Here is a 13,013-nt window from a genome sequence, read left to right on the forward strand (position 1 = left end):
CAAATTCTTGCTCCTACTCATAAACTTTTACTTACAGATTAATTGTATTTCGTATTATTTTCATGCAATGAATGTAATTTAATATTTGGTACTTTATCTTGTTCAATACCTCTATTATAAGAAACAGGAACTTGAAATTCAAATTGCTTTGTCTCATGTTTTTGTAAATAGACTGGTTTCGGTACTGGATAGCTTTTTGAATTCTCGTTTGCATTATCATATAAAACAACTTTTAATGCTTGTGAATGATTACGATAATTTTTTAAAGTAACAATGCACTTCGGTTGGATATTCTCTCCATTTTTCTCCATTCTACACTGGCTATCTTCTTTTTTATATTCTATTGCTTCTACCCCTGTTTTTCCTGCGTAATACCATGTTTTATTCAATGTCTGGAGGATTGTATTTAAAATAAACGGCATCATTACAATCAAAATACTAATGCCTACTACTTTTATCTTATTCATTTTTCTAAATGCACTAGACTCCTTTTTTCCTAGCCATTTTAAAAATAATATAAATGCAAGTACATGTAGTATGAAAGAAACAATCAATATATTTGAGACTTTATAATCCATATAAACATACGTATGTATCGGAACCTTATAGACATTGAATAGTTTTTCCCCAATTAATTCATTATCATTTGGAATTTTTAATAATAACAAAACCCCTATACTGTAACAAATAGCTACTAATCGATCATACTCAATACGAATCATTCTTTCTCCCCTTCACTTTGTTTTTTATTATCGATTTTAGCTATTATTACCATACTATACAATCTTTTTATAGAGGATAACGTAAAAAAGTTCCTTATAAATATATAAAGAACCTTATTAATATACATTATGAATTAAAAAATCAATATACAATTTTCACATAGAGATTTCTTCAAAATATGTTGGATTGTGTATTGTAATTTTTTTATCTAAAATTGTAACAATGCTATCATTTTTTAATTGTTTTAATACGCTGCTAACTGTCTCTCGAGATGTTCCAGATATTTTGGATATTTCAATTGTTGTAAGTGGACATGAAATTACAATCTTTTCCCCACTCTGTTCTCCTAAATCCTGCATTAAATAATTTAACGTTTGGATAACACGATCTTGTGCATTAGGAATTGTAATATTTTGCACTCGATTTTCATTCAATTTTAATATAGATGATAATTGCTGAACAACGTACATCAATTGCGTTCTGCTCGATTTTACCATATCTTCAAAGATTACCGTTGGAATATAATATACCTCCACATCCGTCATTGCTTCTGCTGTATAGTTATATCCTCTGTCTGTAAACATACCACCATAAGGAAAAATAGAATACCGCTTTACATAGTCATCGTATAATAAGTTCCCATTTTGATTAACCCGCTCTAACTTTACAAAACCATCTAACATGAAGTAAATTCTTTCCCTTGAATCCCCTTCTAAAAATAAAAATTGACCTTTTTTATAAGTTCGCCAATAAACAAACTCTGTTAAGCCTTTCAATTTTTTTTCTGTTAAATGAGCAAATAATTCGAACTGCTTTAAGTCTTTCACTACGTTCCGTCTATTCATAAAATTCCCTCTCTCTTGCTGTATGTTGGAGCGAAAAATCAAGAAAGCGTATTCAATTTGAATTTTATCATAATTAACTTATATATTCAGATTTCATCATGAAAACTTTATGAACAATGAGTACAAAAAATATTAATAAATAAAAAGAATGAAGTTATTAACCTCATTCTTTTTTTTACTATTAAGTAGCGTACATAATAATTTAAACATACATGCATACATTCTGTTTTGAAATAATAGTACCAGCTTTTTCTTCTAGTGCTTCATATACTTTTTCTAAAGACGTAATAATTGTTTTTCTTTTTGGATTTGTATTAACAAAATTAATAGCAGCTTCAATTTTTGGAAGCATGCTTCCCGCAGCAAATTGTTGTTCTTCAATATATTCTTCTAATTGATTCACTGTGACATGCTCTAATTTTTTTTGATTCGGTTGATTATAATTTACATACACATGATCAACTGCAGTTAAAATAACGAGCGTATCGGCATCTACTAATTCTGCTAATTTCTGCGCAGCGAAATCTTTATCGATAACCGCTTCAGTTCCTTTTAACCCTTCTTCGGAATCAATTACTGGAATTCCACCCCCGCCAACAGCTATCACTATGTTTCCATCTTCCACCAAAGAATTAATCACTTTATGTTCATGAATACTTACAGGCTTCGGTGATGGAACAACACGTCTCCATCCTCTACCAGCATCTTCTTTAAACACTGCTTTTGTTTCATCCATTAATCTTCTGGCCTCTTCTTCTGTATAAAAAGGACCAATTGGTTTAGTTGGATTTTTAAATGCCTCATCTTTTTTATCCACAACAACGCGCGTTATAACCGTTGCTACATCTTTTTGTATATTCCGTTTTTTTAATGCCTTTTCAATCGCATTTTCCATCCAATATCCAATCATCCCTTGGCTCATTGCCCCACAAGTATCTAATGGCATTGCAGGTGTCTTTTCCGTTTCTGCAGCTTTTTGCTGTAATAAAATATTCCCCACTTGTGGGCCATTTCCATGCGCAATTACTATATCCACATCATTTTCCATTATTTTCACAAGTTGTTCCGCTGTTTTTTCCAACGCTTCTTGCTGCGCTCCCGCAGTAGCTTCTCCAGACTGTATCGCATTTCCCCCTAGTGCAACTACAATTTTTCTTCGTGCCATATTTCAGCCCTCCAGTTCATTTCGCTTTCACAGCGCTTTATAAAGTAATACTGCCTGTAATTAATCCATAAATCGCAAAGAATGCTAAAGCACCAATTGCTACGGATGATGCTAATTCCACTCGAGTAAATATTTGCTTCGAACTCTTTTGCTTTTGAACATTGTAAAAAATAAAAATACCTGGCGCATATAAAGTCATTGTTAATAATAAATACTCTAAACCAGCTGCATAAACTAACCACACACCATAAATACTTGCTATCAAACCAATTATTATATTTTTATTTCGATCTACTTCTTCAGATTTTAAGCTATGCTTCAGTTGATAAAATGCTGAAAAAGCATATGGAATTAAAATGGCTGAAGATGCTAAAGAGAATGCAAAGTTATACGCCTGATCAGAAACGACGAATGTTAACAAGAATATTTGAATTAAACCATTTGTTATCCATAATGAATTTACTGGAGCCTTATTTTTATTTTCTTTTGCGAACCATTTTGGAAATACTCCATCTTTAGCGGCTAAATATGGAATTTCAGAAGCGAGCAAAGTCCAACCTAACCAAGCACCTAATACAGAGATGACCAAACCTAAATTTATAAAGATAGCACCCCATTTTCCAACAACACTTTCAAATAAATAAGCCATAGCTGGATTTTTCAAACCAGCAATATCTGCTTGCTGCATAAGTCCAAGAGACAATAATGTGATTAAAATGTAAATGATGAGTGTACCAATTAAGCCAATAACCGTTGCTTTCCCTACATCACTTCTATTTTTTGCTCGACTGGATAAAACAACAGCCCCTTCTACCCCAATAAATACCCATAGAGTTACAAGCATTGTACTTTTAACTTGGCTGCCAACTGCTCCCCATGAAAAAGAACCAGTTTGCCCCCAAAATCCATCTAAGAATGTATCAATATGAAACGCGAAGATTCCTATGACAATAAATACAAATACAGGTACTAATTTTGCGATTGTAGTTACTAAATTCACAAGTGCTGCTGATTGAACTCCACGTAAAATTAACATGTGAACACACCACAATAATACGCTTGCACCAATAATGGATTCTACATTTTGACCGCCTTCAAAGATCGGGAAGAAATATCCTAATGAAGAAAATAATAATGTACCGTAAGCTACATTCCCAAGCCAAGCAGATAGCCAGTATCCCCACGCACTATTAAATCCCATAAAATTACCAAATCCTGCTTTTGCATAGCTAAAAATACCACCATCTAAATCTGGCCGTTTTACAGTTAGATTTTGAAAAGATAATCCAAGTGCAATCATCCCAATTCCTGTTATAACCCAGCCAATAATAATGGCTCCAGCACCAGCACCTTTTGCCATATCACTCGCTAAATTAAAGGCTCCACCGCCAATCATAGACCCAACTACAAGAGCCGTTAGTGTAAACAACCCTAATTTCTTATCTTCACCCATTCCACTCACCTCTCTTTAATTGCAATAACAATACAAAAGCAATAGTGAATGATAGTGTCTAAAGGAGGAGAAAGAAGAAAGGAAGACTCCCTTTCTTCTTTACTCCATGTTTCCTAAAGTAGCTGCCATAACCGCTTTAATTGTATGCATTCTATTTTCAGCTTGATCAAATACTTTTGAATGTTTACTGCGGAATACTTCGTCAGTTACCTCCATTTCTTTCAACCCATATTTCTCGTAAACTTCTTCGCCATACATCGTTTCAACATCATGAAATGCAGGTAAACAATGTAAGAAAATCACGTTTTCATTCCCTGTTTCTTTAATCATTTTCATATTTACTTGATAAGGTCTCAATAACTCGACACGTTCAGCAAATTTTTCTTCTTCCCCCATAGACACCCATACATCTGTATAAATTACATCTGCATTCGCAACAGCTTCTTCCACATTACTTGTTATCATTACCTGTTCATTATATTTTTTTGCTAAATCAATTACTTCTTGTGCAGGCCATAAAGATTCTGGTGTGCAAATACGTACATCCATTCCAACGATTGCTCCACCAACTAGTAAGCTATTAGCAACATTATTTCGTCCATCTCCAACGTAAACGAGCTTCACATTTTTCAACTTCCCTACATGTTCTCTAATTGTTAATAAATCTGCTAGTGTTTGTGTTGGATGCCACATGTCTGTTAATCCATTCCAAACTGGCACACCAGAATTTTGTGCTAAAGATTCTACAGTCTCATGATTAAATCCACGAAACTCAATTCCGTCAAACATACGCCCTAACACTTTTGCTGTATCCTCTACGGATTCTTTTTTCCCAAGCTGAATATCACCTTTCCCTAAATATTCAGGATTCGCCCCTAAATCTGTACATGCTACTGTAAATGCACAGCGCGTACGAGTGGAGGTTTTTTCAAATAAGAGCGCTACATTCTTATCTTCTAAATAATGATGCGGGATACCATTTTTCTTTTTCTCTTTTAATTCTGCTGCCAAATCTAGAAAATATAACAATTCTTCTTGTGTAAAATCTTTTTCTGCTAGAAAGCTTCTTCCTTTTAAATTTGGTCTAGTCATTAACATACTTCATCCCTACTTTCTCCGTTATTTATACTAAATATCTTTACGAACAATTGGCATACTCATGCAACGTGGACCCCCACGACCACGAGATAATTCCGAACTTAGCACTTCAATTACTTCTATACCGTGCTCCCGTAATAACGTATTGGATACATAGTTGCGATCATATGTAACAACTACACCTGGTGCGATTGCTAATGTGTTCGAGCCATCATTCCATTGTTCACGAGCAGAAGCAATTACATCTCCTCCTCCACATGGAATAAGAACTAATTCACTTAAGCCTAATACCTCTTTTAATGCTTCCATTAAAGAAGTACGATGTGTAATTTTAAGAGTTTCCTCATCTGATCCTTTTTCTAAAATATAAATATTCATATTCCCTTTTGGCCCTTGAATGGCTGGATGAATTGTAAACTTGTCATAATCAACCATTGTAAATACTGTATCTAAATGCATAAATGCTCGGCATTTTGGAATTTCTATTGCTAACACTTTCTTAATTTTATTTTGTCGGCTAAAGAGATTTTTAGCTAAACGTTCAATTGCTTTAGCTGAAGTACGAGCAGACACTCCAATCGCAATTGTTTCTTCATTTAAAATTAGCTCGTCGCCACCTTCAATTGGAAATTTATAATCACGATCTAACCAGATTGGTACATTATGTTTTGCAAATCTTGGGTGATATTTAATGATGTACTCCATGAATAATGATTCACGTCTACGCGCTGGTTCTCTCATCTTATTTATCGTTAAGCCATCGCCCACGCTAGCTGCTGGATCACGAGTAAAATATAAATTAGGCATTGGATCTAAGTAAAACGGATAATGATCTTCCATTAATTCATATAAATGTGTCTTCTTACTTGTTTCAATTTCGTTTTTCCGTACACCGCCCATAATTTTTTGAATTAATTCTTCATTTGAAAAGGAAAGTAAATATTCTTTTAAAGTTTGATGTGCAACATTTACGTCAGCCTGTCCTTCTTTTAAAATACGATCAACAAATTCTTCTCGAAGTTTTTTATCTACTAACGCCTCAGCAGCTAGTTTTTCTAAATAAAGAACTTCAACACCCCGATTGCGTAACGTTTGTGCAAAATAATCATGCTCTTTTTGAATAATTGGTAAGTATGGAATATCGTCAAATAATAATTGTTGCAAATAATCTGGCGTCAAGTTTTCCACTTCTTTACCCGGTCGTTTTAATAAAACCGTTTGTAATTCCCCAATTTCTGAAGTAACATGTATCGGATGTTTCATTTGTTGTACCTCCTTTTAAATATGTTTGATGTCTTACAAGTACATAATAAATGCTCTGCACTTTTATCTTTGTGAAAGCATCCACATTATCATTGTGAAATATTAAACAAGTTATTTTTTTAAAATCATACGAATTTGTATTTTTATAACAAACTCTCTCGCTTTTTCAATAAAAAACACATATATTACGCATATATGTTGAATATTTAACTTCCGTATTTAAACAAAAATCCTGTTTTTAATTTTATTAAAAACAGGATTTTTGCATCTAAATAATTAAATTTAATCTTTCTTCTATAATCTCCCTATCTGATTTCGACTGTGAAATTATAAGGCATGTATCATTTCCACATATACATCCTATTTTTTCTTTCCAATCTAACTCATCAAATAAAACACCAATAACATGTGCATTACCAGGTAATGTTTTAATAACCATTAATTGATCTACACAATCAATTTTCACAACAACTTCTCGTAATTTTTTCTTTAACTTTATATCAGTTTGTAAATGCTCTTCTGAGAAAACTTTATATATCATTAATCCTTCTTGAGAAGGTACCTTCGTTAAGTTTAACTCACGAATATCGCGAGAAACCGTAGCTTGTGTTACTAATACATCTTTTTTTGCTAACAATTCTACTAATCTTTCTTGCTTATCTATTTCATACTCCTTTACAAATTGTTTAATTAACCGTTGTCTTTTTTCTTTTTTCATAAAAGACACCCCTTTTAATATTATAGCTCGCTATAATTTTCATCCGAAAGGGAGAGAAAAGAATGTTGCGGAAACGTTCATAGTTTAACTGTAAATATTAAATCAAACTAAATAAAAAAGAGAAGAACAGCATTCTGTTCTTCCTTTTACATTGAAAATCGTTCAATTGTTTGTTTCAAATCAGTTGCTTGCTTCTCTAAGTCCTTTAATAATTGATCGATTACTATCATATTTTTAGACTGTTGTAGCGTTACACGCGCCACTTCTTGCGAACCAGCTGACGTTTCTTCAGCAATTGCTGCTACAGCTTTTGTTTGTGCTCCTGTTTGATGAATGTGGCTCACTTGTTCATTCATATAACTACTAATTTGCTGAGTTGCATCGGCTACTTCCATAACACTTGATGACATTTCTTTTAAAATTAATTCCGTAGCTTCCCCACGTTTCGCCTCTTCTTTAGCTATTTTCACTTGTTCTGTCATTTTCATTGCAACTTGTTGTACTTCATCTTGCATATTCCGTAATAACTGAGATATGTTTCTTGCAGAATGATCACTTTCATCAGCAAGTTTACGTACTTCTTCCGCAACAACCGCAAAACCTCTTCCATGCTCTCCTGCGCGAGCTGCCTCAATAGAAGCATTTAGTGCTAATAAATTCGTTTGGCTAGCAATCGCACTCACAACAGACACAATATGTTCTACTTGTTTCATTCGTTCTTCTAACTTCTGTACATTTTGCATGGAATCTTCATTTTCTTTTGCCAATGTTTGAATACCTTGAATTAAAGACGTAAAGACACGAGTACTATGCCCTAAAGCTTGAACCATTTCTGAAGACAACGTATCAGACTGCTTCGCTTTTTCTTCTACTTCACTTGCAATAGACGTCGTTGTATCAACAGCAGAAACAATTGCTTGAATTGATGCTGCTGATTGCTCAGCGCCTGAAGAAATCTCTGCAAGAGTCTCAGATACACCTTGCGCTTGTCTCGTTGCTTCGCCTGTTTGTTTTCTAATCTGCTGTACTTGATTGTTTGTATAAGAAAATGTTGTATCAATATTTTTTACCATGCCCCTTAAGTTTCCTAACATCATATTAAATGCAACACTTAAAGATTTAATTTCATCATCTGTCTTCGGTAATGGAACATCTTCACGAATATCACCCTCAGCTGCTTTTCTTGCCGCTTCCTCTAACTTGCGAAGCGGTTTAATTAAAAATACGGCTGCTCCATATGCTAAAATTCCAGACCATACTACCCCTAATAACATAACGATAATATTATATACTGTTTGACTTACATAACTTTGAAAATAATCGTATATCACGTAAATAAAAAATATACTTGTTGAATATGTAATGAGAGCTAAAACTGTAGTGAATAGCATAAGTTGTGTACGTAATCCAAAAGAAAATGTTTTCCTTTCTTTTTCCATCTTCCCTTTCCCCCTTTTTATAAGCAATATAAATACTACCTATATATTATTATCCATATTTTCATTATAGAAGGATATAGGGATTTTAAAAATTATTATTTCTTTGAATATCAAATTGCACGAAAAAAATAAAGGATTCTGACAATTTATGACTAATAACAGAAATAAGGGGCAACATTTGTAAAATATATTTTTAACTGGGGGTTTTGTATGATTCAAGTTCGAAATCTAGTAAAATCATTCGGTTCACTTGATGTGTTAAAAGGAATTGATTTAGAAGTAAAAGAAAAAGAAGTTGTTGTTTTAATTGGTGCCAGTGGTTCTGGTAAAAGTACATTACTTCGCTGTCTTAACTTTTTAGAAATGTACGATGAAGGCGAAATTCACTTACAAGGTGAGCGAATTGATCCAAAGCATTCAAATTTAAATAAAGTCCGTGAAAATGTCGGTATGGTTTTTCAGCACTTTAACCTCTTTCCTCATATGACCTCACTAGAAAACATCATAGAAGCACCTATTCACGTAAAAAAATTAGAGAAAGCAAATGCAAAGGATATTGGAAATCAACTTCTCCAAAAAGTCGGCCTTCAAGATAAAGCGGATGTAACTCCTCATCTTCTTTCAGGTGGTCAAAAACAGCGCATTGCCATTGCACGAGCTCTTGCAATGAGCCCTAAGATTATGCTATTTGATGAGCCTACCTCAGCTTTAGACCCTGAACTTGTTGGAGAAGTATTGCAAGTTATGAAAGAACTTGCTGAAGAAGGGATGACAATGGTTATTGTTACTCATGAAATGAATTTCGCAAAAGATGTAGCTGATCGCGTCATCTTTATGGACGATGGAAAGATTGTAGAAGATGCTCCGCCAGCACAATTCTTTTCAGCTCCATCACATGAACGAGCAAAACAATTTTTACGCAACGTTTTATAATGTAACTTCTGTTTCAAACGAAAAGGAATATATTCATACGGTGCACAACTAATCATCCAAATAAAATATTTCAATAACATACTAAAAAACCATCCGTATGATCAATATATAGGAGGGGTTTTATGAAAAGAAAACTATTAACCATTGTTGCGAGCATTACACTATGTACATCCTTCATACTAGGAGCTTGTAGCAAAGAAAGCTCTACTACTTCATCAAATGGTGAAAAAGAATTTCGCTATGCGATGAGTGGATTATACAAACCTTTTAACTATAAAGAAAATGACGGCAAACTTGTCGGCTTTGATGTAGAAATCGGTGAAGCTCTTGCTAAAAAGATGAACATGAAGGCTACGCCAGTTACAAACCCATGGGAAACGCTAATTCAAGGTCTTCAAGCGAAGAAATATGATGTAATACTGGGTAGTATGGCAATTACAGAGGAGCGCTTAAAAGCTGTTAGTTTCTCAAATCCGTACTATCGCTCTGGCGCCCAAATTTTTGTGGCTAAAAAGAATACCGCTATCTCTTCTCCAGAAGATTTAAAAGGTAAGAAAATTGGTGTTGTAAAAGCTAGTACCTTTAAAAATCTTGTTGCAAAATATACAGATCAAATCACAGAATATGACAGTGATATTACTGCTCTTATGGACTTAGAGCCTGGGCGTGTTGATGCAGTAATTACGGATCAAATGGTTGGTCTACGTATGATAAAAGAAGGAAAATCGAATATAAAAGAAGCCGGAAAACCATTAAATCTTGATGAAATGGGAATTGCTATCCGCAAAGATGATAAAGAAATGGTTGAGCAAGTAAATAAAGCGTTAGATGAAATCATTAAAGATGGTACGTATGAAAAGATCAGTAAAAAATGGTTCGGGCGTAATATTCTTGGTGAAGAGGAAAAAACGAAGTAAGTAAGTTAGCCATTCAAAAGATTCATAAACAGTGCCCCACTGATTAAGTGTTCATTTTATGTGGGGCATTTCATTCTCTACTAAAATCTATACAATATGAGGTGAAACGCATGTTTGAAATTTTTATCTCTTCCTATCCCACACTCTTAAAAGCTACTATTGTCACATTACAATTAACATTAACTTCCCTAGTACTCGGTTCATTAATTGGATTATTATTCGCTTTCTTTCGAATCTCTAACAATAAAGTTTTAAATAGTATCGCTCATGTCTACATTGCTATTATTCGTGGTACACCTTTAATTGTTCAAATTGCCATTCTCTATTTTGGAATTACATCCGTTGTTGTTTTCACCCCTTTTTGGGCAGGAGCAATCGCTTTAGCAATTCATAACGGTGCATATATTACCGAAATTTTCCGTGGATCTATTCAATCCGTTGACCGGGGACAATTAGAAGCAGCTCGCTCTTTAGGCATGCCTTATCCTTTAGCTATGCGACGAATTATATTACCACAAGCATTTCGTCTGTCTCTTCCTCCTCTAGGAAACCAATTTATTATCGGATTAAAAGATTCTTCACTTGTTGCTTATGTAGGAATGTCCGAATTATGGGGATCAGGTTTATCAATTGCAGCAGGTAACTTCCAACAATTAGATACTTACATAATCGTTGGTGCATACTATCTCGTACTTGTTCTTCTATTTACTTATTTTGTTAATCTTTTAGAAAAACGATTACAACGAAAAGAAACTAACTCCGTCCAAGTGAGCAGAAAAAACAAGAAAGAAGTTTCTTTATAGCAAAAAAGCAAGCTCACTAAGAGCTTGCTTTTTTGCTATAAAATACATCTATTTTTACTGATTTACTTTTTTAATACTCTCTTTTTCTTCTATATGTTCCTCACGATATGAAATATTATGAGGATCTAGTCCATTTCCTAAAGAACCATAGAAATGCTCTCTATGCGGATCAACTAATTCACTTCCGTGATAATACACACGTGGTGTATTCCAAAGTGCTGCCAATGCTTTTGTCATCGGCATTTCGTGATAGCGTTCCGGCCACATTTCTTTAATCTTCTCTTTTACTAACGGATAGTATTTTGAACTCATAGCAGGAAACAGATGATGTTCTGTATGATATGAGAAGTTGAAATGTAAAACGTCTACCCAGCGCGGCACTGTTACTGATAAACAGTTTGCTAATGGATCATTTACTGGAACAATTGGATTTAAGCGGTGATTTGTTGCGATATATGCCATTACAATAAAGTTAGCAATTAACAACGGAATGACATATGCAAATAACCATTTTCCTGGTCCCATAATAAACAATAAACTAATCCAAACTGTCCAAGGTAAAAGAAGTTGAAGCCATACAGATTTTTGATTGGATGACTTAAATTCTTTTATAAAATGAAAGAACATTCGAGTCGAATGCAATGTAAATTGAATTGTTAGTGACAGAAAACTAAAGAATGAACGTACATGAAGGGGCATACGATATACCCAACTCAAAAACTTACTCTTCTTAAGTTTCTCAAGTGTCGGCCATGCATCTGGATCATTCTCTTCATGCTGTGTATGAACATGATGCGTTGCATTATGCCACTTTCTCCAAAGCTTTGGCCCTGTTGATAATGGCATAAATGCAATCGCGCCTAAGAAGTCACGAAGCCATGCCTTTCTTACAACAGTTCCATGTAAAATTTCATGCCCTAAAAATCCAAGTGAAGCAAAACATAATCCAAGAACAATTGCAATTCCTAGATTCGCCCACACATTCAATTCAAATACACCAATCGCTATTAACCCCGCCAATGCCACAAGCAAATAAGCCAGTCCACCAAATAAACGAGTAGGCACTGGTTTAAATGCTTTTTTCGGCAAATGTGGTGATACACGTGCTGCATACCACCCAAACGTATGAAGCTCCTTCATCCTTTTGCTCCTTTCTTATGCCGCGCCTTGCGCAACTTACATATATTAATTCTTGCTTCCAGATTGATTTTACTAGGTGATCCAAAAAGCATCTATTATAAGGAAAATATACTCACTCTATCGTCACTTATTTTTCGCTTTTATTATCAATGAAAAACATTTCTCTTTTTACTCTCTATCAACCTTTCCACATGATGAATCATAACAATAGAATTTCTATATTGTCAACACCTTTTATGACCTAGTAATAAAAGGTGGTTATATTTTTATAATCATACTTTATTTCACTAAAGAAAATGTATAGATTCCATAAGGATTTACCCAATATATATAGACATTTTCTTAAACGCCATAGACTCTATCTCATTCAATAACTCCCTATGTAATCAACAAAACTGAATCACTTGAATTTAGTTTTATATAAATCCTACTACTTCATAATGCCCCACCTAATTAATTATATTAAAATAATTTATAACCTCTTTTAATAAAAATAGACTACTTCTAAAACAACAC

General features: G+C 33.9%; 11 protein-coding genes and 2 pseudogenes. 3 read left to right on the top strand and 10 right to left on the bottom strand.

Translation table 11 applies throughout. The features are described from left to right. Positions 1 to 38: 38 nt before the first annotated feature. The 9 genes and pseudogenes from ACO6VI_RS13055 to ACO6VI_RS13095 all read right to left on the bottom strand — a co-directional run. On the bottom strand, positions 39 to 722 hold the full coding sequence (locus tag ACO6VI_RS13055; protein WP_000619195.1) for a hypothetical protein: 684 nt from the start codon (positions 720 to 722) through the stop codon (positions 39 to 41). Positions 723 to 878: 156 nt separating this feature from the next. Continuing rightward, positions 879 to 1,568, bottom strand: a complete 690-nt coding sequence (locus tag ACO6VI_RS13060; RefSeq protein ID WP_001081906.1) for a Crp/Fnr family transcriptional regulator — start codon at positions 1,566 to 1,568, stop codon at positions 879 to 881. 202 nt (positions 1,569 to 1,770) lie between these two features. Next, positions 1,771 to 2,733: a carbamate kinase gene (arcC, locus tag ACO6VI_RS13065; RefSeq protein ID WP_000113953.1), complete on the bottom strand. Its 963-nt coding sequence runs from the start codon at positions 2,731 to 2,733 to the stop codon at positions 1,771 to 1,773. A 37-nt stretch (positions 2,734 to 2,770) separates the two neighbouring features. After that, a complete protein-coding gene (arcD, locus tag ACO6VI_RS13070) occupies positions 2,771 to 4,186 on the bottom strand; it encodes an arginine-ornithine antiporter (RefSeq protein ID WP_000503413.1) in 1,416 nt (471 codons plus the stop codon). Positions 4,187 to 4,285: 99 nt separating this feature from the next. Then, a complete protein-coding gene (argF, locus tag ACO6VI_RS13075; protein WP_000930283.1) occupies positions 4,286 to 5,284 on the bottom strand; it encodes an ornithine carbamoyltransferase in 999 nt (332 codons plus the stop codon). 30 nt (positions 5,285 to 5,314) lie between these two features. After that, a complete protein-coding gene (gene arcA / locus ACO6VI_RS13080; protein ID WP_000682331.1) occupies positions 5,315 to 6,547 on the bottom strand; it encodes an arginine deiminase in 1,233 nt (410 codons plus the stop codon). Between the two features lie 268 nt (positions 6,548 to 6,815). Further along, a complete protein-coding gene (gene argR / locus ACO6VI_RS13085; RefSeq protein ID WP_000711826.1) occupies positions 6,816 to 7,265 on the bottom strand; it encodes an arginine repressor in 450 nt (149 codons plus the stop codon). 146 nt (positions 7,266 to 7,411) lie between these two features. Further along, positions 7,412 to 7,984 (bottom strand): annotated as a pseudogene (locus tag ACO6VI_RS13090) (methyl-accepting chemotaxis protein); the annotation flags it as partial. Between the two features lie 369 nt (positions 7,985 to 8,353). Continuing rightward, positions 8,354 to 8,704 (bottom strand): annotated as a pseudogene (locus tag ACO6VI_RS13095) (HAMP domain-containing protein); the annotation flags it as partial. 210 nt (positions 8,705 to 8,914) lie between these two features. On the opposite strand from ACO6VI_RS13095, the gene ACO6VI_RS13100 reads away from it, so the two are divergent. The 3 genes from ACO6VI_RS13100 to ACO6VI_RS13110 all read left to right on the top strand — a co-directional run bounded on the left by ACO6VI_RS13100 (position 8,915) and on the right by ACO6VI_RS13110 (position 11,357). Further along, positions 8,915 to 9,637: an amino acid ABC transporter ATP-binding protein gene (locus tag ACO6VI_RS13100; RefSeq protein WP_000616920.1), complete on the top strand. Its 723-nt coding sequence runs from the start codon at positions 8,915 to 8,917 to the stop codon at positions 9,635 to 9,637. A gap of 122 nt (positions 9,638 to 9,759) precedes the next feature. Next, positions 9,760 to 10,554: an ABC transporter substrate-binding protein gene (locus tag ACO6VI_RS13105; RefSeq protein WP_000823755.1), complete on the top strand. Its 795-nt coding sequence runs from the start codon at positions 9,760 to 9,762 to the stop codon at positions 10,552 to 10,554. A 47-nt stretch (positions 10,555 to 10,601) separates the two neighbouring features. Continuing rightward, positions 10,602 to 11,357 carry an amino acid ABC transporter permease gene (locus ACO6VI_RS13110; RefSeq protein WP_003269335.1) on the top strand — a complete coding sequence of 252 codons (756 nt, stop codon included), beginning with the start codon at positions 10,602 to 10,604 and terminating at the stop codon, positions 11,355 to 11,357. A gap of 54 nt (positions 11,358 to 11,411) precedes the next feature. On the opposite strand, the gene ACO6VI_RS13115 is transcribed toward ACO6VI_RS13110, so the two are convergent. Then, positions 11,412 to 12,497 carry a fatty acid desaturase family protein gene (locus ACO6VI_RS13115; RefSeq protein ID WP_000661208.1) on the bottom strand — a complete coding sequence of 362 codons (1,086 nt, stop codon included), beginning with the start codon at positions 12,495 to 12,497 and terminating at the stop codon, positions 11,412 to 11,414. Between the last annotated feature and the right edge of the window lie 516 nt (positions 12,498 to 13,013).

The organism is Bacillus sp. PSXD-155 (assembly GCF_049310765.1).
In the GTDB taxonomy this organism is placed as follows: Bacteria; Bacillota; Bacilli; order Bacillales; family Bacillaceae_G; genus Bacillus_A; species Bacillus_A cereus.